This window comes from Paenarthrobacter sp. OM7, assembly GCF_029873575.1.
In the GTDB taxonomy this organism is placed as follows: Bacteria; Actinomycetota; Actinomycetes; order Actinomycetales; family Micrococcaceae; genus Arthrobacter.
Window position 1 is genome coordinate 958,898 of the sequence record NZ_CP123579.1, and the last position, 23,604, is coordinate 982,501.

18 protein-coding genes and 2 tRNA genes are annotated in these 23,604 nt (G+C 63.4%); 13 read left to right on the forward strand and 7 right to left on the reverse strand.

Annotated elements, in window-relative coordinates:
* Positions 1 to 39: 39 nt before the first annotated feature.
* Positions 40 to 2,001, forward strand: a complete 1,962-nt coding sequence (locus QEH68_RS04500; RefSeq protein ID WP_280626807.1) for an FAD/NAD(P)-binding protein — start codon at positions 40 to 42, stop codon at positions 1,999 to 2,001.
* A gap of 120 nt (positions 2,002 to 2,121) precedes the next feature.
* Here the strand turns inward: QEH68_RS04500 and QEH68_RS04505 are convergent, their stop codons facing one another.
* The 4 genes from QEH68_RS04505 to QEH68_RS04520 form a co-directional block, all read right to left on the reverse strand.
* Positions 2,122 to 6,657 carry an ExeM/NucH family extracellular endonuclease gene (locus tag QEH68_RS04505; RefSeq protein ID WP_280626809.1) on the reverse strand — a complete coding sequence of 1,512 codons (4,536 nt, stop codon included), beginning with the start codon at positions 6,655 to 6,657 and terminating at the stop codon, positions 2,122 to 2,124.
* Between the two features lie 182 nt (positions 6,658 to 6,839).
* Positions 6,840 to 7,331, reverse strand: a complete 492-nt coding sequence (locus QEH68_RS04510) for a septum formation family protein (RefSeq protein WP_207596342.1) — start codon at positions 7,329 to 7,331, stop codon at positions 6,840 to 6,842.
* 162 nt (positions 7,332 to 7,493) lie between these two features.
* The gene (locus tag QEH68_RS04515) at positions 7,494 to 8,279 is read right to left on the reverse strand and encodes a VOC family protein (protein WP_280626813.1); all 786 of its coding nucleotides are present in this window, start codon (positions 8,277 to 8,279) and stop codon (positions 7,494 to 7,496) included.
* A gap of 201 nt (positions 8,280 to 8,480) precedes the next feature.
* Positions 8,481 to 8,571 (reverse strand) — tRNA-Ser (locus QEH68_RS04520).
* 102 nt (positions 8,572 to 8,673) lie between these two features.
* Between QEH68_RS04520 and QEH68_RS04525 the strand changes: the two genes are divergently transcribed.
* The 8 genes from QEH68_RS04525 (at position 8,674) to QEH68_RS04560 (ending at position 16,160) form a co-directional block, all read left to right on the forward strand.
* The gene (locus QEH68_RS04525; protein WP_280626815.1) at positions 8,674 to 9,657 is read left to right on the forward strand and encodes an NAD(P)H-quinone oxidoreductase; all 984 of its coding nucleotides are present in this window, start codon (positions 8,674 to 8,676) and stop codon (positions 9,655 to 9,657) included.
* Positions 9,658 to 9,687: 30 nt separating this feature from the next.
* Positions 9,688 to 10,230, forward strand: a complete 543-nt coding sequence (locus QEH68_RS04530; protein WP_207596346.1) for a PadR family transcriptional regulator — start codon at positions 9,688 to 9,690, stop codon at positions 10,228 to 10,230.
* A gap of 201 nt (positions 10,231 to 10,431) precedes the next feature.
* Complete coding sequence (locus QEH68_RS04535) at positions 10,432 to 12,702, forward strand: carbon starvation CstA family protein (protein ID WP_207596347.1); 2,271 nt, start codon at positions 10,432 to 10,434, stop codon at positions 12,700 to 12,702.
* Positions 12,702 to 12,893 (forward strand): YbdD/YjiX family protein, encoded by a 192-nt coding sequence (locus tag QEH68_RS04540; RefSeq protein WP_207596348.1) that lies wholly within the window; start codon positions 12,702 to 12,704, stop codon positions 12,891 to 12,893. Before QEH68_RS04535 ends, QEH68_RS04540 begins: the two co-directional genes overlap by 1 nt.
* An 84-nt stretch (positions 12,894 to 12,977) precedes the next feature.
* Positions 12,978 to 13,631, forward strand: a complete 654-nt coding sequence (locus QEH68_RS04545; protein ID WP_207596349.1) for a bacterial proteasome activator family protein — start codon at positions 12,978 to 12,980, stop codon at positions 13,629 to 13,631.
* A gap of 8 nt (positions 13,632 to 13,639) precedes the next feature.
* The gene (locus tag QEH68_RS04550) at positions 13,640 to 14,080 is read left to right on the forward strand and encodes a hypothetical protein (RefSeq protein ID WP_280626821.1); all 441 of its coding nucleotides are present in this window, start codon (positions 13,640 to 13,642) and stop codon (positions 14,078 to 14,080) included.
* A 137-nt stretch (positions 14,081 to 14,217) separates the two neighbouring features.
* Entirely contained in the window at positions 14,218 to 15,057 is an 840-nt protein-coding gene (locus QEH68_RS04555; protein WP_280626823.1) for an aldo/keto reductase, read from the forward strand.
* A 149-nt stretch (positions 15,058 to 15,206) separates the two neighbouring features.
* The gene (locus QEH68_RS04560; protein WP_207596352.1) at positions 15,207 to 16,160 is read left to right on the forward strand and encodes an AsnC family transcriptional regulator; all 954 of its coding nucleotides are present in this window, start codon (positions 15,207 to 15,209) and stop codon (positions 16,158 to 16,160) included.
* Here the strand turns inward: QEH68_RS04560 and QEH68_RS04565 are convergent.
* Positions 16,144 to 17,592, reverse strand: coding sequence for an amidase family protein (locus QEH68_RS04565; RefSeq protein ID WP_280626826.1), 1,449 nt, complete (start codon positions 17,590 to 17,592; stop codon positions 16,144 to 16,146). The genes QEH68_RS04560 and QEH68_RS04565 overlap by 17 nt on opposite strands.
* Positions 17,593 to 17,859: 267 nt before the next feature.
* On the opposite strand from QEH68_RS04565, the gene QEH68_RS04570 reads away from it, so the two are divergent.
* The 3 genes from QEH68_RS04570 to QEH68_RS04580 are packed head-to-tail and all read left to right on the forward strand — an operon-like array spanning position 17,860 to position 20,662.
* On the forward strand, positions 17,860 to 18,609 hold the full coding sequence (locus tag QEH68_RS04570) for a DUF5058 family protein (RefSeq protein ID WP_280627970.1): 750 nt from the start codon (positions 17,860 to 17,862) through the stop codon (positions 18,607 to 18,609).
* A gap of 46 nt (positions 18,610 to 18,655) precedes the next feature.
* Entirely contained in the window at positions 18,656 to 19,393 is a 738-nt protein-coding gene (locus QEH68_RS04575) for a hypothetical protein (RefSeq protein WP_207596355.1), read from the forward strand.
* 45 nt (positions 19,394 to 19,438) lie between these two features.
* Positions 19,439 to 20,662 carry an amidohydrolase gene (locus tag QEH68_RS04580; RefSeq protein WP_280626828.1) on the forward strand — a complete coding sequence of 408 codons (1,224 nt, stop codon included), beginning with the start codon at positions 19,439 to 19,441 and terminating at the stop codon, positions 20,660 to 20,662.
* 321 nt (positions 20,663 to 20,983) lie between these two features.
* Here the strand turns inward: QEH68_RS04580 and QEH68_RS04585 are convergent.
* Positions 20,984 to 21,056, reverse strand: a tRNA-Thr gene (locus QEH68_RS04585).
* Between the two features lie 216 nt (positions 21,057 to 21,272).
* Here QEH68_RS04585 and QEH68_RS04590 point away from each other — a divergent pair.
* Positions 21,273 to 22,004, forward strand: coding sequence for an HAD family hydrolase (locus QEH68_RS04590; protein ID WP_280626830.1), 732 nt, complete (start codon positions 21,273 to 21,275; stop codon positions 22,002 to 22,004).
* On the opposite strand, the gene QEH68_RS04595 is transcribed toward QEH68_RS04590, so the two are convergent.
* The gene (locus QEH68_RS04595; RefSeq protein WP_207596361.1) at positions 22,001 to 23,596 is read right to left on the reverse strand and encodes an alpha/beta hydrolase; all 1,596 of its coding nucleotides are present in this window, start codon (positions 23,594 to 23,596) and stop codon (positions 22,001 to 22,003) included. The two genes, QEH68_RS04590 and QEH68_RS04595, sit on opposite strands and share 4 nt — an antisense overlap.
* Between the last annotated feature and the right edge of the window lie 8 nt (positions 23,597 to 23,604).

The window sequence follows — 23,604 nt, forward strand, 5'->3', positions numbered from 1 at the left end:
GTTCGACCGTAAGCAAGTCACAGGAAGTTAGGCTTGAGCGTGGCTAAATCGCAAACCATCCGTGTTGCCCTTATTGGGGCCGGCCCTCGGGGCACCAGCGTCCTTGAGCGGTTGCTTGCGAATTGGGCTGCCGGTAGCCCTCCGGGAACCACCCTGCACCTTGATGTGGTGGATCCTTTTCCGGCCGGATCGGGCCACGTGTGGCAGCCCGAGCAGTCGCGCTTGTATCTGATGAACACCCAGTCTTTCTATCCGACGCTCATCCCCGAAGACCCGATGCTGGCCCCGCCGCTGGCAGGTGGTTCCTTCGACCAGTGGCGTGAGGCCCGGCGTCGTGATGGTGCGGGACTGAACGATGCTGAGAAGGCCGAGTTGGCCACCCTCGAGTCGAACAATTTCCCCAGCCGCGCGCTGTACGGCAGGTACCTGCGCCAAACCTTGGCGGGATTGCTGGAACGGCTTCCCGACGGCGTCGAGGTCACCTTCCATGAGACCACCGCCGTGGCGGCACGCCCTTTTGTGAACAGCACGGCGAACAGCGCGGGGGACGGGTTCGACGTCGAACTCGCCAATGGCCTCACCCTCACCGTCGGCTCCGTGGTCCTCGCCCTGGGGCACATTGAGTCCCGGCTGAATCCGGAACAGCGCTCATTCAAGCGCGCCGCTGACGAACAGGGCCTGCTGTATTTTCCGCCCGCACCGCCGGCCGACGTGGACTGGCAATCCGTGCCGGATAACGAGCCAGTGCTGGTCCGGGGCATGGGATTGAACTTCTTTGACGTCATGGGCCAGCTGACGGAGGGGCGCGGGGGCAAGTTTGTTGACGCCGGTGCGCCGGGAGCCGGGGTATTGGAGTACAGGGCATCGGGGCGCGAACCGAAAATCATCGCCGCCTCCCGCCGTGGCACGCCGTACCGGGCCAAGGCCGGCCTGGATGCCTACTATCCGGGCAGCATCACCATGCGGTACCTGACCGAAGACGCAGTGGACCGGTTCCGTGCAGCAGGAATCCAACCTGGTTTTGACCATGATCTTTGGCCACTGTTGCACCGCGACGCCTTGTGGGCCTACTACTCAACGCTGGCCCGCTCCCAGCCGACGGCCATCAAGGACCCTGCGCAGTTCCTGGCTGATCTTGAGGATGCGCTCCAACCGCACGCGCACACCACCACGCACTGGGAAAGCAGCGTGGGCGACCTCGTGGAAAAGCATGTTGTGTCTTCCCGCCGGTTGAACCTCCGCGGACTGGCCGCTCCACTGGCAGGACGCACCTTTGCCTCTCGACGTGAGCTGGACGCAGCCATCACGGCCTACCTGGATGATGACGCGCGACGATCGGCCCTCGGGGAGGCGGACCCCGTCAAGATGGCCATCGGTGCGCTCCACACCGGCCGGGCCATCCTCAAATCGGTGGTGGCAGATGGCGGCATCACGGACGAATCGTGGCTCTCAGGGTTGCGCGGCTGGTTCGAGTCCTTCGTCGAAGGGCTGGCCAGCGGAGCCCCTGCACTGCGCTCGGAGCAGCTGGCCGCTTTGGCGCGTGCCGGCGTCGTGAGTTTCGTGGGCCCCGACCCGAAGTTCAGCGTGGACCGGGCAGCCAAGGTGTTCCGGGCGGTTTCGCCGTGGGTGCACGATGCGCCGGCCGAAGCACCTACCTTGATCGAGGCGATGTCGCCGGCCAACAGGGTGGGAATGAACGTCTCCCCGCTGCTGGAGCAGCTGATGGCTGATGGCCTGGTGCGCACCAAGATCATGATGGGCGGCGAAGGCGCTCCTGTGCAGACCACGGGATTGGACGTTGAACCGCATCCATACAGGCCCCTGGCGGCGAATGGATCCGTCACAAGGAACCTGTACGTCTTGGGTCTTCAGCTCTCCGCGGTGCAGTGGGGCACGGCCATCGCTGCGGAAGCCCGGCCCCGGACCGGACCGGCCTACGCCAGCGGACAGCGGACCCTCAGGGATGCCGACGAGATTGCCCGCAGTATTCTGGCCCGCTGAGCCACGCACGGCTACGGATCGGCGTAGCGTTCGGCACTAAGTCTTAGCGTTCAGCACAAAGGCAGGGCCCTCACGAAGGGTAAGTTCGTGAGGGCCCTGCCTTATGGCGTTACGGGTTTGCTAGCCCCGCAGGCACCTCTGGTACTCCAACCAGGCGAACGCGTACCGCAGCCACCCCACAATGTCGTACCACTTGGACGGCTTGGTGGGCGCGGTGCATTGCGGCGGGTTCGGGCCGCTCTCAGCAACCGTCACGAGCGTCTTCACCACGGTTCCGCTTTCGACGGCGGTGAGCACCAACGTGCCAGTGCCGGCCGCTGCCGAGGCGGGAACCTTGAGGTCCACCGTGGCTGCACCTGCTGTTACCGGTACGGATCCGAGCGTCACCGCTGCACCCTTGCTGTCAACAAAGACGGCATTGAGGGTGGCGTTGGCGGGGCTGCCGATCGATGTCAGGTTCAGCTTTGAGACAGCCAGTGCGATGGGTTCGCCGGCCTTGACCCCGGCTGCGGTGGAGTTCACCACAGCGACGGAACGACGGGCAAAGTCCGGCGACACCGGCTTGTGCTCCTGCAGGTATTTGATCCAGGCATCCCGGTCCACCAGTCCGGTGTCCTTGGTGTTGCTGCCTTCCTTGAAGACCCGGAAGTTGTCACCACCGGTGGCCAGGAAGCTGAACGTGCCGATCCTGTACTGCTTCGCGGGATCGATGACGGCGCCGTTCACCCAGATGCCGGTGATGCGGTCTCCTGCGGGACGGGCGGCGTCGTAGGTGTAGTTGATGTTCTTGGACAGGCCAAGCTGCTGGTAGGGGCGGCTGGGCACGGTTCCGTCAGCGTTGGTCTGCCACTGCTGCTCCAGGAGCGTCTTGAACTGGGCACCTGTCAGGGACGTGGTCCACAGGTTGTTCACGAACGGCAGGACCGCGTTGGCCTCTGCGTAGGTGATGGTGCCATCCGGGGCGTAGTAGAGCTCGTTACGCAGGCCGCCGGGGTTCACGACGCCGATCTCCGCCGCACCCAGTTCGGGTGCCTTGAGCGTATCCACCAGGGAGTCTGCCACCAGGTTGCCCAGCGTGGATTCATTCGCGCGGTCGTCCCGCTTGGGGGCGCCTCCGGCAGGATCCGGGGTGAAGGCGGTGGTGATATCGGCGGTCACTGCACCAACGGGCTGGTTGCCGATTTCAGCAGCTTGGGCCAGCGCCTTGTCCACGATGGTCTTCACTGCAGCCACCCTCGGGTACGCAGCAACCAGGCTTTCGACGGTCTCGGTGGTCCGATCCACGATTGCGGCCTTGTACGCCGTCACGGACTTGCTGGCGGTGTCCACAGTCAGCGTCACGCTCCCCACGTTCTCGCCGTAGTTGCCGGTCTGCACGATGGGACGGGTTTTGCCGGTCGGCTGGCCATTGGCGTCCAGTACCGGTGCGTCCCAGGCGTATTCCTTGTGGGTATGTCCGGTGAAGATGGCAGCGACGTCGGGAGTGGTTTCGTTGACCAGCTTGGCGAAGGGGCCGCCCGCGGCGACTTCCTGCTCCAGCGTGGCGCCCTCAGGAGTGCCGGACGCGGCGCCGTCGTGGCTTTCCACGATGATGAGGTCGGCCAGATCGTCGGCCTTGATCTTCGCGGCCACCCGGTTGATGGCCTCCACAGGATCCCCGAATTCGAGGTCCGAGATTCCGGCGGGAGTCACCAGTGAAGGAACTTCCTGGGTGACAGTGCCGATGACGGCCACCCGCATGCCGTTCATATCCAGCACCTTGTACTCCGGCAAGACCGGCGTGGTGGTGCCCTTTTGGTAGACGTTCGCACCGAGGTACGCGAACTTTGCGTTGGTACCTCCTGCGACGACGCGGTCGCGTAGGTCCTGCCAGCCGCCGTCGAACTCGTGGTTGCCCACAGCGGAAGCCTGCAGCTCCAAGGTGTTCAGGACGTCGATGGTGGGCTGGTCCTTCGCCACTGAAGAAGCGAAGAGGGAGGCGCCGATGTTGTCGCCCGCCGAGATGAAGGCCGTAGCCCCGGGGGCAGCTGCCGCGCGGAGCTTCTCCACCGTTCCGGCAAAGAGCACGGTGTTGGTGTCGATGCGGCCGTGGAAGTCGTTGATCCCCAGGAACTGCAGGTCAACGCTTGCGGGTGCCTCCGCGGTCAGGTCCAGGCCCACCACCACAGGATCGTGGTCGCTGGCCCGGAACTCGTCCGCGGCATAGTAGTTGGTCACATTGTTGTTATACCTGCTGTACTCCAGTGCGACGGACTCCACGGAATTGATGTTCCAGATGTCGGTTCCCGTGACGGCCTTGGCTGCGGCAGGTGAAGCCAGGATGTGGTCCAGGGAACCCACCATGCCCCCGAACAGGTATGAGTGCTTGCCGGTGCCCACCTCAAGATCGGCATAGCCGGCGCCCGTGAGGACGTTGATGGGATCTTCCTTGGCATAGGCGTTGAAGTCACCGATCAGGAAGACCTTGTCCGTGCCCTTGGACGCCTGAAGATCCTTCGAGAAAGCGAGCAGCGATTCAGCCTGCTTGGTGCGGGCAATGTTCGAGGCACCCTGGCCCTTGTCGGTATCGTCCGGGGTAGCGGCCGAGCCCTTGGACTTGAAGTGGTTCACGATCGCGATGAACTTCTTGTCATCGGCACCGCCAACCGGTTTGAAGACCTGGGCCAGCGGCTTGCGTGCGCTGGCGAAAGCCACGGTGTCGTTGTGGATGATGGACTCGCCCACGGGCTCCGCCACGGCCTTTTTGTAGATGAACGCGGTGCGGATCATGTCTTCATCGCTCAGCGGGGGAGCGTTGGCGGGCGTCCGCACGTAGTCCCACACGCCAGGTGTTTTGACGTTGAGGGCCTCCACCAGCTTGGACAACGCGTAGTCGCGCTCCTTGCCGAACTGCGCGGAGTTCTCGATTTCCTCGAGGGATACGACGTCGGCGCCGGACTTGGTGATGGCCGCTACGATCTTGGCCTGCTGGCGCTCGAAGTTCTCCGCGTTGGCAGCACCGCGGGCGTTGCAGCCTTCCTTGACCGTGATGGGGTTGCCCTCGCGGTCGGTATAGAAGACGCAGCCGGCCAGCTGGTCACCGGTGGTGGGGAAGTAGTTGAGCACGTTGAAGGAAGCGAGCTTGAGGCTGCCTCCCACATCGGCAGGACCTTCCGGCCGGGTGGCGGTGAAGCTGGCCGGTTGGACCGAACCAGCATTGGCCGCGTTGAGTGCGGTGAGGGGCTGGAACTTCCAGGAGTTGTTGCCGTAGCCAAGGATGACGTCGGTCCGGAACTGTGCGGGCGAACCCACACGAACGGGATCCGAGGTTGTCAGGTACGGCAGTTGCTGGGCCTTGGTGGTGGCGTCCTTGAGGAAGTTGGTGGACGCACCGTCGTCGAGCTTGATGCCCCGCAGCGCGTTGTCCGCCACCACGGCAGCGTACTCCGGCGAGCCGTAAGCGGCCACGGCCGTGGGCTGCACCAAGGGCGAGGTCCCGGCCGCGAGGCCGATTTCGCCGTACTGGTTCAGGGAGTAGTTATCCGTGACCGTGAAGTCGCCCTGGGGGGCTACGAGCATGCCTTCGAGGCTTTCCCTCGCGGCCTCGTTCGCCGGCAAGGCAAACGGCGTGGACTTGACCTCGGGGGCCGCCTCAGCGAGCTTCTTCAACCCTGCAGCTTCAACCGTGAGCTGGGTCTGGTTGGCGAATTCGCTGACGACGCCTGTGAGTTCCAGGTAGTCGCCCTGCTGGACGGTTCCCGTGGTCGTGGGTGAGTAGACGAACAAAGCGTCCGACGCCGTCCTGGCCGCCACGGCAGTATCGCCGCCGGTTCCGGGGGTCTGGACGTAGTAGCCGTTGAACCCGCCGGTGGCGTAGAGGGCGGTGACCTTGCCGCGCGTGGTCACGGTGCTGCCGACCAGGGGGCTCGCCGTACCCGTTCCCTGGATCTCGGCAATGGCCTTGACACCGGGCTCCGGCTCCGGATCCGTGGGAGGGGTTCCACCGCCGTTGGCGGCCGTGGGGGTTATGGTGGCGTTCAGGCTGAAGTCCGTGGCGTTGGAGTCCGTGTCCGCCCCGTTGGTGCGGTTCAGGCTCTTGACGTCCGAGTTGCCGGTGGGCGCAGTGGCCGCGGCGGTTTCGAACGTGTTGGAGGTGCCATAGCCCAGGAGGTCGGCAATGGCGGCGTTGCCGGTCACTGATCCAGCCGGGAGCGGGGACACAGCGGTGGACTGCTTGGCCAGGACCAGTGTTCCTGTGGTTCCGCTGGGGTTCAGCGTCCCGGTGGCTTGGACATCGGCCGTGGGAAGGGCCGGGGCGGTGGAGGCTCCGCTGTTGGTGGCTCCCTGGACCAGGAAGTAGCCCTTGGCAGGGATGGTGCCGGTCAGGGGGGTGATCCCCGTGGGTGCGGCGGTGGCTGTGCCTGAACGGTACTGCAACGACCAGCCTGCCAGGCTGACCGGGGAATCCGAGGAGTTGTAGAGCTCAACGAACTTGTTCTTGAACGCGGCGCCGGCACTGCCACCGCTGAGGTAAGCCTCGTTGATGACTACCGCCGATGAGCCGGCAGGGGCGGACGGATCATCCGCCGCCATGGCCGGAGCGGCCGTCAGCGGGGCGGCGAGCAACCCCACTGACAAGACCGTTCCTGCCAGTACTTTCCACTGTTGTTGGTGCATCCGCTCTAACTTTCATTAGGGGACCCTGTGGGGCCCTTTGGACGACGCCCACAATCTTGTGAAGTGGGCGTTGTTCCGGAAGTTACTCCGGGGTAAACCTATTGCTCGGGCATAGCAGAACACGATGGAATGAATGGGAGGTGGACCGGGGGTGGCCGCTGGGTTCCCTTGGCACTCGTGCGTTACCTGGCGGCACCCTTAAGGGTGCCGGTGGTGGCGGCTCCGGCCTCGCCACCGATCAGGCAGACGATCTCCCGGTCACCGTTTTTCCAGGAGTCGCTGGTGGGGTGGAGGAAGGTCACATCCAGCGCAGATTCCTCGAACGGCAGGCCAACAAACGTTGCGAACTGGGCACCGCAGTATTCTTCAGCCTGGGTGCCCACCTCAGTGTCGCCGGGGAACGCAGACGCGTCCATGTTGGTCAGCGCGTAGGCCTCAAGGTCGTGGCTCTGATCGCACGGAATGATGGTGACATCCATAACTTCCTGGCTGTCCGGATTGGCGATGCAGTCGCCCAACTTCACCTTGAAGGCATCGGCCTTGGACGATTCCGTAGGCTTTCCTGATTCATCCCGCTTGGCGTCGCCGCTGCTGATCAACGAACAGCCCGCCAGCGCAATCGATGCCATGCCCAGCACGGCAGCGGTCCTCAATCGTCGTGAAAAGTGGTGCATGTGGGTCCTCATTCCCCGCGGGACAGCAGGCAAGGGGCCTGCGATCGACAGTGAGGGACCTGACAAGGACCCACGCCGGCTGATCCCCCAACGCCGGCAATGAGTGGATCCGGCCGGCTGCCCTCGGTGGAGGGCGCCGGGCAGACCCGGTGCAGTGAGACCCTAGGCCGTTTGGCCCAGGTCCTGGATGACTTTGAAGACAGCTCCCGTGGGGTCCTGCAGCGTAGCCAAACGACCAAACGGTGTGTCCTCTGCAGGTTGTGTGATGGTGGCGCCCAAGGCTGTTGCTTGCTCCACTGTGGCGTCCGTGTCCTCCACTGCGAAGTACACGCTCCACATGGAGGGGACCTGTTCCGGAAGGAAACCGGAGGCATCCATGATGCCCGCCTTGGCGTCGTCTCCGGCGCCGAGGGTGGTGTACCGGAACTCCGGAGTATCGCTCATGACGTCCGTGTCCCAGCCAAAGACTTCCTGGTAGAAGGTGACCGCTGCCTCGTAATCCTTGGAAAGGAGTTCGTGCCACGCAGGAGCGCCGGCCTCAGCCGCCAGCTCGTAGCCCGTCATTTCCCCGAATTCCCAAGCTCCGATGGACGCGCCTGAGGCATCACCGTACATGGCCATGGTGCCCTGCTCGGGAACTTCCATGGGTTCCAAATACACCTGACCCCCATGGGTGGCTGCTGCCTCGGTGGTTGCCTTGATGTCATCGGTACGAAGGTAAGTGGACCAGACATCCGGCATGGCACCCATGTCAGCCTGCTTCGCCATGATGCCCGCCACCATCCGGCCGTCCTTCAGCGCCGTGATGTAGCCGCCGTACTTTTCCTCATCCCCGGTCTCATACGTCCAGCCGAAAAGCGCGCTGTAGAACGTCTTCGCTTTCTCTGTATCGGACGTCATCAGATCAATCCAGCAGGGTGCGCCGGGAGTGATGTCAGGCTTAGGCATGGGTCAGGCTCCTGTTGTTATTCCGCGGCCAAAGCTACGGCATATGTCAGTGGTGTGGAGACAGAAAGAACACTATGCGGGGGGTCTGACAGTTTCAATGATCTACCGGGTGTCAGTTCTCAGTTGCGCGCTTGGCGGCCCTGCGGAACAACAATCAAACAAACAAAAATGCCCCGGGTCCTGGAACCCGGGGCATCTCATTGGCGGAAGGTAAGGGATTTGAACCCTTGGTACGGGGTTACCGCACACTGGTTTTCAAGACCAGCTCCTTAGGCCGCTCGGACAACCTTCCTCGCCTAGTAGTGTTTCATAGGGAGTTGGCTGTTCCAAAACATCACGTCCTTCAGCCCCTGCCCCGGGGGTTTGAGGACCAGCAAGAAACCGGGAGTTCGTCATGAAAGCCGTCTACATCTCAGAGCCAGGCGGGCCCGAAGTCCTCGAAATCCGCGAGGTCCCCGCACCGGTGCCAGGCGCCGGGGAGGTCTTGATCGACGTCGTGGCTGCCGGACTGAACCGTGCGGACGTCCAGCAGCGGCGCGGCTTCTACCCGCCACCACCAGGCGCATCCGACATTCCCGGGCTTGAAGTCTCCGGACGCATCGCAGCCTTTGGTCCCGGCGTCACCAAGGCGTTCTCCGTAGGGGATAAAGTCGTTGCGCTGCTCTCCGGCGGAGGCTACGCCCAGCAGGTGGCCGTACCTGCGGAGCAGGTTTTGCGGATTCCCGAAGGTGTGGACCTCATTACCGCCGCGGCCCTGCCTGAAGTTGCTGCCACCGTCTATTCCAACCTCATCATGACAGCGCAGATGCAGCCCGGGGAGACAGTACTCATCCATGGCGCCACCGGCGGCATCGGCACCATGGCCATCCAGTTGGCCAAGGCCTGCGGTGCAACGGTAGCGACCACTGCCGGAACCGACGAGAAGGTGGGAACCGCCAAGGCCTTCCTGGCCGCCGACATCGCCATCAACTACACCGAAGAGGACTTCGCTGAAAGCCTCAAGGCGCAAAACGGGGGCAAAGGCGCGGACGTGATCCTCGACGTCGTGGGTGCCAAGTACCTCCAGCAGAACGTCGACGCGCTCGCCGAGTACGGCCGCCTGATCGTCATTGGCCTGCAGGGCGGGACCACCGCCGAGATCAACCTCGGCCAACTCCTCAGCAAACGGGCTGCCGTGATTGGTACGGCGCTTCGGCCGCGGTCCGTGGCCGAAAAAGGCATCATCATGTCCGCGGTCCGCGAGTCCGTATGGCCGATGCTCACCGACGGCAGGATCAGGCCGCTCGTGGCCAAATCCTTCCCACTGGAACATGTCCGGGAAGCCCATCAGTATTTCGACTCGGGCGAGCACGTGGGCAAGGTCCTGCTGCTCCTCTGATCGTTCCGTCCAACCGCTGCGAGGAGCCATATGTCCATCCGGCACAGTCTGCTGGCCCTGCTCCAGGACCAGCCCCGGTACGGCTACGAACTGCGCGTCGAATTCGAGGACCGGACCGGTGCCGCCTGGCCGTTGAACATCGGACAGGTTTACACCACCCTGGACCGCCTTGAGCGCGATGGCCTGGTCAGTAAAGACGGCGACGACGGCGGTGGCCACGTCATCTACAGCATCACCGACGCCGGTGCCGAGGAAGTCGAGGCGTGGTTTGGCGGCGCCGTGGACCGTGGCGCCCCGCCGCGGAACGAGATCGCCATCAAGCTTGCCCTTGCCGTGACGCTGCCCGGTGTGGATACCTCCGCGGTGATCCAATCCCAGCGTGAGGTGTCCGTCAGGGCGTTGCAGGAGCACACGCTGGCGAGGAAGGCAGTGTCCGCCAACCAACGTTCCGTGGACACCGCGGGGCTGCTGGTACTCGATTCCCTGATTTTCCAAGCCGAAGCCGAAGTGCGCTGGTTGGACCTGTGTGAAGCGCGCATGGTGCAGGCGCAGGCCAACGGGGGAGCCACCTAGTCTCCTCCGGTGCGGGAGCATGGTCATCCGCCGCAAGGCTGTGACCGTTCACCGCCGCGTTGTTCCACGTTGGCGCGTTCCCCCTTTACTTGTCTGTGACGGTTGTTACTGTGCTGGAAGGCACCCGGCGATGCGGCCCCCACCGCGAAGATCGCCACCAACGGCAGCACCCATCACTGCAGCAGTTCTCAAGGAGGAGATATGGGCAAGGTTTCTGACAAGGCCGGACTCACGGAAGGATTGGATCCCACGCTGCCTTCCCCGGCCGTGGATGACTCAGTCCGCGAGGCAGAAGAGCGGAGATGGACCCCGGCAAAGATCGGGCTGTGGGTGGCGATTTCGCTGCTGGGAGCGGTGGCATGGTTCATGCTGGCGCTGGTACGCGGCGAAACCGTGAACGCCATCTGGTTCGTTTTCGCTGCGGTATGCACCTATCTGATTGGCTACCGGTTCTATTCCAAGGTTATTGAGCGCTACTTGCTCAAGCCGGATGATCGCCGCGCCACTCCTGCCGAGTACAAGGCTGATGGCAAGGACTATGTCCGCACCGACCGGAATGTGCTGTTCGGCCACCACTTCGCCGCCATTGCCGGCGCGGGGCCGCTGGTGGGACCTGTCATCGCAGCCCAGATGGGCTATCTGCCAGGCACCATCTGGATCATCATCGGTGTCGTTCTTGCCGGTGCCGTGCAGGACTACCTGGTCATGTTCTTCTCCATGCGCCGCGGTGGCCGTTCCCTCGGCCAGATGGCACGTGAAGAACTTGGCGTCATCGGCGGCACGGCGGCCCTCGTGGCCACCCTGCTCATCATGATCATCATTGTGGCCATCCTTGCGCTCGTCGTGGTCAACGCCTTGGGCGAGAGTCCGTGGGGTGTCTTCTCTGTGGGGATGACCATCCCCATCGCACTGTTCATGGGCGTTTACCTGCGCTTCATCCGGCCAGGAAAGGTGATGGAAGTGTCCATCATCGGCTTCGTTTTACTGATGGCGGCCATCATCGGCGGCGGCGCAGTGGCCGGAACCGAATGGGGTGCAGCCTTCTTCCACCTCGACAAGGTCACCATTGCCTGGGGCATCATCATCTACGGCTTCATTGCTGCCATCCTGCCGGTGTGGCTGCTCCTGGCCCCTCGCGACTACCTCTCCACCTTCATGAAGATCGGCGTGATCGTGATGCTGGCTTTGGCCATCATTGTGGTTCGTCCGGAAATCACTGTCCCCGCGTTCAGCGAGTTCGCCAGCCGTGAGAACGGACCCGTTTTCTCCGGGGCGCTGTTCCCCTTCCTCTTTGTCACCATCGCCTGTGGCGCCCTGTCAGGATTCCACGCCCTTATTTCCTCCGGCACCACTCCCAAGCTGATCGAGAAGGAACGCCAGACGCGCTTCATCGGCTATGGCGGCATGCTCATGGAGTCCTTTGTGGCCATCATGGCCCTGGTAGCTGCGATTTCGATCGACCGCGGCATCTACTTCGCGATGAACGCACCCCTTGCCCTCACCGGAGGCACGGTGGAATCCGCAGCGCAGTGGGTGAACAGCCTCGGCCTGGCCAACGTGAACATCACCCCGGACGTGCTGGCCCAGACGGCCAAGGACGTGGGCGAGGAGAGCATCGTCTCCCGGTCCGGCGGTGCACCCACACTGGCCGTAGGCTTGGCGCACATCATGCAGCAGTTCATCGGTGGACCCGGCATGATGGCCTTCTGGTACCACTTCGCCATCATGTTTGAGGCGCTGTTCATCCTGACCGCAGTTGACGCCGGCACGCGTGTTGCCCGGTTCATGCTGCAGGATTCCATTGGCAACTTTGTTCCCAAGTTCAAGGAAGCCTCCTGGCGTCCCGGCGCTTGGCTATGCACCGCCATCATGGTGGGTGCATGGGGTGCAGTGCTCCTGATGGGTGTCACCGACCCCCTGGGCGGGATCAATACGCTCTTCCCGTTGTTCGGCATCGCCAACCAACTCCTTGCGGCCATCGCGCTGGCGGTGTGCCTGGCCATCACTGCCAAGCGTGGCGTCTTCAAGTGGCTGTGGATCGTGGCGGTCCCTCTGGCCTTTGCGGCAGTAGTGACGATTACTGCCAGCTTCCACAAGATCTTCTCGCCGGTTCCGGCAGTGGGCTACTTCGCCAACAACCAGGCCTTCTCCAAGGCCTTGGCGGACGGCAAGACGGAGTTCGGCACGGCAAAGACCGTTGCAGCCATGGAAGCGGTGGTCCGTAACACCATGATCCAGGGCGTCCTTTCGGTCATCTTCGTGACGTTGAGCATCATCGTGATTGTCGCCGCCCTGTTGGCGACCATCAGGGCAATCCGTGCAGGCGGCGGACAAGACCATGAGGACCCGGCCCTGCCATCCAAGGTGTATGCCCCGGCCGGACTGATCCCCACCTCAGCGGAGAAGGCCCTGCTGGCGGAGTGGAATGCCCTGCCTGCGGAGAAGCGCACGCAGAAGGCCGGGCATCACTGATGAATGCGGTGGCCAAAGGGCTTCGCGGGTTCGCCACCTACATGGGTTCGCTCATGGGTGCAGACGCCTACCGCAAGTATCTGGAACACTTCAATGCCAGCGGCCATACCGGTCCTGCCATGACGGAGCGTGAGTTTTGGCGGGACCGGATGGACCGGCAGGACAGCAATCCCCAGGGCCGCTGCTGCTGACGGAGAACCAAGTTTCGCTACGAACGAAGTCGGAATCGAGGAACTGGACGGGGGTTCGCGTGAACCCCATGAGAGTATGAACGAATGAGCGATCTGAACGACATTCAGCCCACGGATGAGGCTTCGGACGACACCCCCGTGGAGGGAACCATGCTGGAAGAGGGCCACAACAGGCCCAACGGACAGCAACCCGGCGGGGGAGAGTCCGGAAAGGATGCCAAGCCCAAGGGCGGCAATCTTCACGAACTTGTTGACGAACCGGCAAAGGTGATGCGGATCGGCACCATGATCCGCCAACTTTTGGAGGAAGTTAAAGCCGCGCCTCTGGACGACGCTGCACGTGGGCGCCTCGCCGAAATCCATGAGCGCTCCATCAAGGAACTCGAGGACGGTCTCGCACCTGAACTCATCGAGGAGCTGGAACGCATCAGCTTGCCTTTTCCCGACGAAAAGGCGCCCTCCGATGCGGAACTTCGCATCGCCCAGGCACAGCTGGTGGGGTGGTTGGAAGGCTTGTTCCACGGTATCCAGGCCGCCATCGCCGCACAGCAGGCCGCCAAGGAACATGCCGCCGCGCAGATGCAACTTCGCCAGCTCCCGCCGGGAACTGTCATCGCGCCGGGCATCGTCATTGGCGAAAATGGCCAGCCGCAGCGTGCCGCAGCGCCGGGGGCTCCCGGTGCTGCTTCACACGGCCGGCCGGAAGACCCCGACCACGGTCCGGGTCAGTACCTCTGAGTTCGCTCGTGGGTTTCTTTGGGGCCGTCCGCCAAGGACGGAAGGACGATCTGGAGCTCGGCAAGGGGTTGTGGCGACGCGCCCACGACCGTTTCCACCGCGGCCTGGACCGGTACCACCAAGTTCTTGAGGGCGTTGATGATGAGCAGCTGTACAACGAGCTTGTGCAGATCGCCAATGAGCTTGCTGAGTTGTCTCCGCGCGTGAGGACCATTTGCGTCGAGGCGCAAAGACGCTCCCCAAGCGACGGCCTGGATGTTCCGGGGGCCCTGGCAGGGGTGCACCGTGCGTTGTCCAAGGCTGGAAATTCCCTGGCCACCACCGCGGAGGCGGCCGCGATGTTGAGGTTGGCCGTTGGCCCGGTTCCTGTGGGCGCACTCTCCGTGAGGCGGCGCTCGGAAGCCGTCTTTGAGCAGGTTGCCGATGCAGAGCGCCAGCTCGGAGCCTGAAGGGCCGGGAGAAAGATGCAAGGCGTGAGCAACTACAAGCGTGCGCCTTTATTCCTCCTGCACAAGAAGTTAAGCGCATAGCTGATCTCCGTAACATTCCGGGCTTTTCACAGGTTCGTGCTGGCAGTATGGCAATCATGACTTCGTCACCAACACTTACTTTCAACGACGGCAACACCATCCCCCAGCTCGGCTACGGGGTGTGGCAAGTTGAAGACGATGTAGCCGAAAAGGTGGTGCGCCAGGCTTTTGAAGCCGGCTTCCGCCACATCGATACCGCCAAGATCTACGGCAATGAGGCAGGCGTCGGCCGGGCCATAGCCTCCTCCGGCCTCTCCGCCGACGAAATCTTCATCACCACCAAGCTGTGGAACGCAGACCAGGGCTACGACTCCACGCTCGCAGCCTTCGAGGAGTCCATGGACCGCCTCGGCCTCGAGACCCTGGATCTCTACCTGATTCACTGGCAGCAGCCCAAGCAGGAAAAATACGTTGACACCTGGAAGGCGCTTATCGAGCTCAAGAAGCGTGGCCGCGTCAAGTCCATCGGTGTCTCCAACTTCACCAAGGAAGGCCTGCAGCACATCATCGATGAAACCGGCGTTGTTCCGGCCATCAACCAGGTGGAACTGCACCCGTTCTTCAACCAGGCTGACCTTCGCGAATTCAACGCTTCCAAGGGCATCCTGACCCAGGCTTGGTCCCCACTGGGCCAGGGTGGCGAGCTCCTTGAAAGCGCCACAGTTGCTGAAATCGCCGCCAAGCACGATGCCACGCCCGCCCAGGTGGTCATCGCCTGGCACCTGGCCATCGGCAATGTGGTCATTCCCAAGTCCGTCACCGAGTCCCGCATCCAAGAAAACTTCGCGGCGCTCAACGTCACGCTGGATGCCACCGACATCGAGGCCATCAACGGCCTCGACCGCGGTGCCGAAGGCCGCATCGGACCGGACCCGGCAGTCTCCGACTTCGCTTAAGTCCCAAGCCTGACCCTGGTGCCCCGTCCCCTCCTTGGGGGCGGGGCACCTGCCGTTAAGGCACGACGCCGGCATTCGCCGTCGTGACGTAACGCACCTCAGTCCGTGGTGGAATTGAGCAACCCCAGCGGACGGAGGACGGAGCTTGCATGGAGGTTTTTGACGCATTGGAGCGGCAGATCGTTGCCGCGCTCCAACTGGATCCGCGGTGCCCCTGGCGGAAGATGGCGGCGGTCCTTGGGGAAGCAGAACGAACTGTCGCGCGCCGGGGTTCACAGCTTGTGGAGTCCGGAGCTGTCGCTGTAGTGGGCATCCGGCCCCGGCCGTCCGTGGTGTTGGTGGAGATGAGATGCATGCCCGGCACTGTGCGGGCCGCGGCCCACGCACTGGGGCAGAGGCCGGATACCACCTTTGTCTACACCACCACGGGTACCGGAGACTGCGTGGCAGAGATCCTCACCGAGCCTGCACGCATGGCCGATGTCCTCTCTGACGAGTTGCCCGCCACCATCGGTCTGCGCGATTCCACCAGCTACCCCGTGTTGCGTTACTTCCGCACCATCCGGGGGTGGCGGCCGGAAATCCTCACCAGTGACAAAGCGGAGGCGCTCCGCTCCAGTCTCACCCCGGACTCCGGCATCCTGGTGCCGCGGCAGGATTTGAGCAGGCAGGACCACGAGCTCGTGGCTGCCCTCTGTGCCGATGGCCGGATGAGTTTTGAAGCGTTGGGCCGCCGGGTGGGTGTTTCTGAAGCAACAGCACGCCGCCGTACTGAGTGGCTGCTTGCCAATAACCAGGTTCACTTGCGCGCCATCGTTGAGCCGGCATCCTTTGGCTTGTATGTCGAGGCACTGCTCTGGATCCGGGCTTCTCCGCAGCACGTTGAACAGGTTGGCAAGAGCCTGGCGGAGCTGCCTACTGTCCGTTATGCGGCGGCGATCGCCGGTAATTACCAGATTATGGCCGATGTCACGGTGGAGGACATGGCAGACCTCTACCGCTTCATCACGGACTCGGAGTGGGCGCAGCATGCTGTCACTGTGGACGTGTCCATCCTGCTGGACGCCCGAAAGCGTGGCGGGCGGGTTATGCGCGCACGGTAGTGATGGCCTCGCCTGCCGTAGAAAAAACAGGAGCGATCGCGGCGTAGCCGGTCTGCTGTTCGAAGGCACGGCCGTAGCGGAGCAACTGCATGTCCGTGTAGTGGTTGCCGGCGAGCTGCAAGCCGATGGGGAGCCCTGCGGAGCTGAAGCCTGCCGGGACGCTGAGCACGGGCAGCCCTGTGGCGGACAACAGGCAGGCTGAGCGCATCCAGTCGAGGTAGGTCTGTGAAGGAACACCCGCGATGTCCTGGGGGTACCGCAGTGCGGCGTCGAAGGGAAGGACCTGGGCGCAGGGGCTGGCAAAGAGGTCGTAGCGCCCAAAAAATGACTGGACGCTGCGTTCCAGGCGAGTGCGGGCTGCGGCTGTCTCGATCAGGTCGCGGGCGGTGAGGTCGAAACCTTTGTGGACGTTCCAGTGCACTTCCGGTTTGATAACGTCACCAGAGCGCCCCAGGATGGGACCCAGTCCTGCGGCGAAGTCCATGGCGCGGGTGTTGCCGAACACAAGGTCGGCTTCGCCGAAATCGGGGGTGGCTTCTTCCACGATCGCGCCGAGGCCTTCGAAGACCGCGAGTTGCCGTTCGAGATGCTCCAGGATTTCAGGGTCCACCGGCACCCCAATGCCAAAGTCCCGTGACCAGCCAATCCGGACCCCGCGCATATCGGCCTCGAGCCCAGCTCGGAAAACCTCCGGATCAAGGCCTTCCGGATGGGGCACTCGAGGGTCCTTGCCGGCCGTCACGGACATGAACAGGGCAATGTCCTCCACGCTGCGTGCCATGGGTCCGGTTCGGCCCAGCCACCCGTAGGCGTTGACGTCGGACGGCATGGGGATCACCGCCGTCGATGGCCTGAAACCCACCACATTGCAAAAGGAGGCCGGGATGCGGAGCGAGCCGCCCATGTCGCTGCCGTCGCCGATGCTCTGGACGCGGGAAGCGACGACGGCGGCCACCCCGCCGCTGCTGCCGCCGGCGCTGAGGGTGGGTGCGTACGGGTTGGTGGTGGTTCCGAAAAGGTCGTTGAACGTGTGGGATCCGGCGCCAAACTCGGGAACGTTCGACTTCCCGGTGCTGACAACCCCGGCCGCCTTCAGCCGGGCAATGATGAGGTCATCGGCGTCGGGCACAAAGTCGCGCAAGGCAAGCGAGCCCTGAGTGGTGCGCATCCCGGCGGTATTGTTCGTGTCTTTGTGGGTCATGGGCACGCCGTGCAGTGGCGGAAGGTCTGCCCCCGAAGCCGTCAGTTGGTCCGCGCGGTGCGCCAGGGCTTGGGCCCCTTCGGCGTCGAGAGTCACCACTGCGTTGATCACGGGGTTCACGTCCGCGATGCGCTCCAGATGGTCGGCAAGGGCTTCGCGCGCAGAGATCTTCTTCTCCCGGATCGCTGCGGAAAGTTCGACGGCGGACAGCTCGCCGATGGTGTCAGGCATGGTGCTCCTTTGCTGGATGTCTACTGCTTGAAGTGTGCCCGGTCACACCTGACCGCGGAAGCCGGAACCCGAAGAAAGCAAGCCGTGACGGATTCAGCCAACATTCCGGCTGATTCCGTCAGCTATTGTGTGTGATCCGGCTCATAGTAAATGGTGTTGGTAACCCCATGGCCGATCTGGTTACTGGGTATGGATTTGCCCCACAACGCCACGGGCCGCACAGCGTCGTCCGGCCGCGGACTGGGGGGCTCACACCCGGAGGTTCCCATGCACCAACCCCTGGCACTGCAACCGTTCACCCCCACCGATTCGACCGACATCATGGCTATCGCCAACAATCCTGTCCTGTGGATCTGCGTGGCCGGTGTCTTCGGCGTGATCATCATCCAGTCCGTCATCTTCATGAAGGCTGCCCAACGCGCAGCGCCATCCGTAGAGATGAGTCCGCAGGACATCAAGACTTCGTTCCGTTCCGGTGCGGTCTCCGCCATCGGACCATCCCTGGCCGTATCACTCGTTGCCATCGCCCTGCTGGGCCTCTTCGGCGCCCCGGCTGTGCTTTCCAGGATTGGTTTGATCGGCTCTGCTGCGTACGACGTCTCTGCGGCCGGCATCGCCGCAGGCTCCATGGGCGCGAAGCTCGGCGACGCCAGCTACACGCAGAGTGTCTTCGCCGTCGCGTTCTTCGCCATGAGTATCGGCGGTGCCATGTGGATGCTCGCCACCCTGATCCTGACACCGCTGCTTCGCAAAGGTGATGCCAAGATCCGCTCCGTGAACCCTGCGGCCATGGCCATCGTCCCAGCGGCTGCCCTGATGGGAGCCTTCTCCTGCCTGGGCTTCACCGAACTCCCCAAGTCCGGCGTTCACGTTGTGTCCTTCCTTATCTCCGCCGCAGTCATGGGGTTGTGTCTGCTGCTGGCCAGGAAGCTCGGCAAGAGCTGGCTGCGCGAGTGGGGGCTCGGCTTCTCCATCGTCATCGGACTGGGCGCTGCCTACCTCGCCGTCGGCGCCTGATCCACACGTCCAGCCCCTGTCTTTGAGCACGAAAGGAACACCCCGTATGTCTTCCACTACTTCCGCTCCCATCACCACCAGCACCTCCGCCATGGCTGAGTTCGGCCGCACCACGTCCCGTTGGGGTCAGATCACCATGATCTTCGGACTGCTGGTCTCGGTAGCTGGTCCACTGTTTCTTGTCTTCGCCAGTGGCCTGGACATAGGCCCCGCACAGCTTTGGATCGCCTTTGCTGCGGTGGCCGCAACCTTCGGCATCATCTGGATCGTTGAGCCACTCACGTACTACCCGATCCTCGGGCCTGCCGCGATGTACCAGGCCTTCATGATCGGCAATATCTCCAACAAGCTCCTGCCGGCCGCTTTGATCGCGCAAACCAATATCGGTGCCAAGCCGGGCAGCAAGCGCGCCGAGCTGGCCGCCGTGGTCGCCATCTGCGGTGCCGCGGCAGTCCACCTGATCTCGCTTGCGATCTTCGTGGGACTCCTGGGGAGCTGGCTGATCAGCGTCATCCCGCCGTCGGTGCTGCTGGTGACCCGCCTGTACGTGCTGCCCGCCGTTCTTGGCGCAGTGCTCGTGCAGGCCATCGTGTCTATGAAGCAGCCCCGCACCACAGTGTTTGCGCTGGTCGTCTCGGCCGTCGTCGTGTTTGTTGTGCTGCCCCTGGCGCCGTCGCTCGCCATGGTGTCAACCGCTATCGCCGTGCTGGGCACCATCCTGCTCGCATGGTTCTTCCGGGGTAGGACCACCATCACCGAAGCGAAGCCGATCCACATCGAATAGCACTCTCCAGCACCCCGTCCCCACAATCACCAGGAAGACAGGCCCATGACCCACACCGCCACAGCCCTCCAGCTCGACGCCCAACAAACCGCCAAGCTTCACTCCCTGTACCGGCACCTCCACGCACATCCGGAACTGTCCATGCAGGAGTTCGCCACTGCTGAATTGATTGAGGAACAGTTGGACGGGCTCGGTTTCGAGCACTTCCGATGCGGCGGGACGGGCGTGGTGGGAATCCTGCGGAACGGTGACGGTCCCGTGGTGGCGTTCCGTGCCGACTCGGATGGCCTTCCGATCGAGGAAGCCACCGGGCTGGACTACGCCAGCACCGATACCGGAACCCTCCCGAACGGCACAGTGGTCCCCGTTATGCACGGCTGCGGTCACGACACGCATGTAGCCAGCCTGCTTGGCGCCGCGGAGGTGCTGGCAGGGAATCCGGAGGCTTGGTCGGGAACGCTGGTGCTGATTTTCCAGCCTGGCGAGGAAACTGCCGCCGGCGCGCTCGCCATGCTCGACGACGGACTGTGGGACAAGGCGCCGCGGCCGGAGGTGGTTTTCGGGCAGCACGTCATGCCCCGGCCTGTCGGCACTGTCGCGATTTCCAGCGGCCCGGTGGCTGCCATGGCAGATTCGCTGCGGGTCACCGTGTACGGCCAGCAGTCGCATGGCTCCCAGCCGCAGGACTCCATCGATCCCATCGTCATGGCCGCCCATATGGTCACGCGACTCCAGGGGATAGTGTCCCGTGAGCTGGATCCGCGGAAGTCCGCCGTCGTCACTGTGGGGACCTTCCACGCGGGACTTAAGGAGAACATCATCCCGGCCTCGGCCGAGTTCACGCTCAACATCCGAACCTTCGACGACGACGTCCGCGGCCAGGTCCTCGCTGCCGTTCGCCGCATCATCGAGGCCGAGGCCGCTGCCTCGGGGGCGCCCGCACCGGACATCGAGGAGATGTACCGCTTCCCGCAGTGCTTCAACGATCCCGACGCCGTCCCTCCCGTCATCGAGGCACTGCGGCTGGCGTTGGGGGCTGAGGCAGTGGACATCACACCGCCGATGATGGGCAGCGAGGACTTCGGGCACCTGGGTACCGCGATCGGAGTGCCGTCGGTGTTCTGGATGTTCGGTGGCACGCCCGCCTCGGGGATTGAAGGTCCAGTGCCCGTCAACCATTCGCCGTTCTTCGCACCCGAGCTGGAAGGTTCTCTGGCCGGGGGAGTATCGGCCGCCGTCGCCGTGCTGATGTCCCGGCTGGGCAGCTGACTCCCGCGACCCACGTTCCGGGTTCCAGACAGTCCAGGATCTGAACGGCCTGGAGCGTCCTAGGAGGGGGCCCATGGGGGAAATTGAAGATCCTTTGGGATTCGACCACGCTGATGACCTCTTCTTCGGTCATGGGCTCTGCAGCGCCTTCCCGAGCGGGGACTTCCCCGGGCGGCAGGACCTGGACGGCACCGGCGCTCTCAAACATTTCGAGAATTTGGGGAAATGTTCGATATTTCCACCATTAAGCTGGGCGGCTCAGTCCCGGACTTAACAAACAAAAACCCCGCTGGTTCAACGAACCAGCGGGGTTTTTCTCTGAGCTTCCTATCAGAATCGAACTGATGACCTTTTCATTACGAGTGAAACGCTCTACCGACTGAGCTAAGGAAGCACCGCGCCAATCACCGGTTTCCCGGGCGATCACGCAAGACATAACTGTAGTAGAGGCACCGCATCCGGGTCAAAACGAGAGCGGTGGCGGCCGTTGCAGGGATGTTCACCCCAGCGTCGGGCCGGGTTCAGGCAGGCGTTTCCCTGCCGCCGGAAGCTGGGGAATCAACTGTGGCGAGGTACACCCGCCACACAGACAAGCCAAAGGAGCCGCTCAATGACCGGGGACGCATTGACCAGGGACGCCAGCCACACATCCAACCGGCTGAGGCTGGCGGTGGTTGACATGGTGGGCACCACCATCACCGATGATGGCCGCACGGAATTGGCCATGTCCCGGGCGCTGGCCGAGCACGGCATCGAACCCGGCAGCAGCAGATTCGAGAGCATGTTGGGCTATGCCCGGGACACCATGGGCTTTTCGAAAATGACCGTGTTCAGCCACCTTTTCGACGACTCAGAGGTGGCTGCCAGTGCCAACAAGGTCTTTGAGAAGGCGTACGACGAAATGATCGACGACGGCGGCGTCCGCGCCATTCCGGGCGCGGAGGACGCCATCCTGTGGATGCGTGAGTCCGGCATGCAGGTGTGCCTGGCCACGGGCTTTGGCCGGCACACGCAGAACATGGTGCTGGAATCTTTGGGATGGATGGGCCTGGCCGACCTCAGCCTGTGTCCTGCCGATGCCGGACGTGGCCGGCCTTACCCGGACATGATCCTGACTGCCGTGCTCGCCCTGGACCTTGACGACGTGCGCGAGGTAGCGGTGGTCGGCGATACGAGCTCGGACATGCTCTCAGGCATCCGCTCGGGCGCGTCCCTCATCGCCGGGGTGCTGACGGGCTCGCACTCCGAAGCGACGCTGCGAGCAGCCGGCGCCACCGTCGTGGTGGATTCCATTAAGCAACTACCGCTCTTGGTGGAAAAACGCGAAGCCAGGCACCTCTAGCACTTCAGGCCGTCCTGCGGCAGCTTGCCATCAACAAAGTACTCGTCGACGGCGGTGCTGACGCAGGAGTTCGAGCGGCCGTAGGCGGTGTGCCCCTCACCTTCCCAAGTGACCAGTGAGGCGTTTTCCAACTGCTTGCGCAGCGACTGGGACCACTCCAGGGGAGTGGCGGGGTCGCCGGTGGTGCCCACCACCACGATGGGAGCGGACCCGTTGTATTCAACAGGTGCAGGCGTGCGGGTGTTCTTGTACGGCCAGTCCTTGCAGTTGACTCCGCCGTAGGCAAAGAAGGAACCGAAGGTGGGGGAATCCTGGATCAGGCGGGCCTCCTCGGCCCGCATACCCGCGGTGTCAGTAACCATGGGGTAGTCCAGGCAGTTGATGGCCTGGAACGCGAAGGCAGAGTTGGAGCTGTAGGTGCCGTTGGCCTCACGGTCGGCCCCAAGATCGGCAAGCCGCATCATCTGGGACACGTCCCCAGAGAAGGCGCTCTCCAGAGCCTGGGTCAGGGCGGGCCAGCTTTGGTCGTTGTACAGCGGCAGGATCAGTCCGTTGACGAAGTCATTGCTGGTCACCAAACGGCCGTCCTTGGCGGTCTGGGGATTCTGGTCCACGGCGTTGATGAGGTCCCTGATCTCCTGGACGCCGTTATCTACGGATCCGCTGAGGGGACACTGGTTCTGGCCCTGGCAGCTGGCTACGTAGGTGCGGATCGCCCGTTCGAAGGCCCGTGCTTGTCCGGCGGTCAGTTCCTCGTTGCTGATGGACGGATCCACGGCGCCGTCCAGGACCAGGCGGCCCACGTTGTCAGGGAAAAGTGCAGCATAAGTGGATCCAAGGAAGGTGCCGTAGGAGAAGCCCAAGTAGTTGAGCTTGGCGTCGTTGACCACGGCGCGAAGGACATCCAGGTCCTTGGCCGCGCTGACGGTATCAATCTGTCCCAGGACATCCCCGGTCTGCTCCAAGCACTGTTCAGCGAAGGCTTTGTTGAAGGCCAGTGCGGCTTCCAGTCCTTCGTCGGTGTTCTTCCGGAACACCTTTTCGCGGGCAGCATCACGTTCGGCGTCGGTCATGCACTTGACGGGAGCTGAGCGTTTCACGCCGCGGGGATCAAAGCCCACCAGATCGAAGTTGTTCTTCAGTTTTTCGGTGAAGTTGGTGTTGCCTGCATCCTTGATGTAATCCACCCCGGAGCCGCCGGGGCCACCGGGGTTGACCAGGATTGATCCCTGCTTGTTGCCGGTGCTGGGCAACTTGATGACGGAGAGCGTGATGTCGCCGGCCCCTGGGTTTGCGTAGTCCTTGGGCACCTGGACTTCGCCGCACTGGAAGCCATTTTCGCAGGAACTCCACTCCACCGGCTGCGAGTAGAACTTCTCCAGGCCCTTGGGGGCCGAGGCCGCTATTGAGGGATCCACGGTGCTGGTGGACGGCTTGGCCGTGGGTGCCGGCAGGAACGGCACAGTGCAGGCGCTCAGCACCAGTGCGGCAGCTACGGCAACACCAGCAGCCACGAAGCCGCGACGGGCCCCACGCTGGGCGGACCGGTCCCTTGAAGGGGCACCGGCGGGCCGGTGGGGTGCGGACGTCATGGGTTCTC

What these genes read in the sequence shown, in the direction of transcription:
- QEH68_RS04525 (WP_280626815.1), top strand. Translation starts at nt 8,674, where the DNA reads ATGAAAGCCGTCTACATCTCAGAGCCAGGCGGGCCCGAAGTCCTCGAA.
- QEH68_RS04505 (WP_280626809.1), bottom strand. Translation starts at nt 6,657, where the DNA reads ATGCACCAACAACAGTGGAAAGTACTGGCAGGAACGGTCTTGTCAGTG.
- QEH68_RS04545 (WP_207596349.1), top strand. Translation starts at nt 12,978, where the DNA reads ATGAGCGATCTGAACGACATTCAGCCCACGGATGAGGCTTCGGACGAC.
- QEH68_RS04560 (WP_207596352.1), top strand. Translation starts at nt 15,207, where the DNA reads ATGGAGGTTTTTGACGCATTGGAGCGGCAGATCGTTGCCGCGCTCCAA.
- QEH68_RS04530 (WP_207596346.1), top strand. Translation starts at nt 9,688, where the DNA reads ATGTCCATCCGGCACAGTCTGCTGGCCCTGCTCCAGGACCAGCCCCGG.
- QEH68_RS04595 (WP_207596361.1), bottom strand. Translation starts at nt 23,596, where the DNA reads ATGACGTCCGCACCCCACCGGCCCGCCGGTGCCCCTTCAAGGGACCGG.
- QEH68_RS04555 (WP_280626823.1), top strand. Translation starts at nt 14,218, where the DNA reads ATGACTTCGTCACCAACACTTACTTTCAACGACGGCAACACCATCCCC.
- QEH68_RS04535 (WP_207596347.1), top strand. Translation starts at nt 10,432, where the DNA reads ATGGGCAAGGTTTCTGACAAGGCCGGACTCACGGAAGGATTGGATCCC.
- QEH68_RS04515 (WP_280626813.1), bottom strand. Translation starts at nt 8,279, where the DNA reads ATGCCTAAGCCTGACATCACTCCCGGCGCACCCTGCTGGATTGATCTG.
- QEH68_RS04565 (WP_280626826.1), bottom strand. Translation starts at nt 17,592, where the DNA reads ATGCCTGACACCATCGGCGAGCTGTCCGCCGTCGAACTTTCCGCAGCG.
- QEH68_RS04580 (WP_280626828.1), top strand. Translation starts at nt 19,439, where the DNA reads ATGACCCACACCGCCACAGCCCTCCAGCTCGACGCCCAACAAACCGCC.
- QEH68_RS04510 (WP_207596342.1), bottom strand. Translation starts at nt 7,331, where the DNA reads ATGCACCACTTTTCACGACGATTGAGGACCGCTGCCGTGCTGGGCATG.
- QEH68_RS04540 (WP_207596348.1), top strand. Translation starts at nt 12,702, where the DNA reads ATGAATGCGGTGGCCAAAGGGCTTCGCGGGTTCGCCACCTACATGGGT.
- QEH68_RS04570 (WP_280627970.1), top strand. Translation starts at nt 17,860, where the DNA reads ATGCACCAACCCCTGGCACTGCAACCGTTCACCCCCACCGATTCGACC.
- QEH68_RS04590 (WP_280626830.1), top strand. Translation starts at nt 21,273, where the DNA reads ATGACCGGGGACGCATTGACCAGGGACGCCAGCCACACATCCAACCGG.
- QEH68_RS04575 (WP_207596355.1), top strand. Translation starts at nt 18,656, where the DNA reads ATGTCTTCCACTACTTCCGCTCCCATCACCACCAGCACCTCCGCCATG.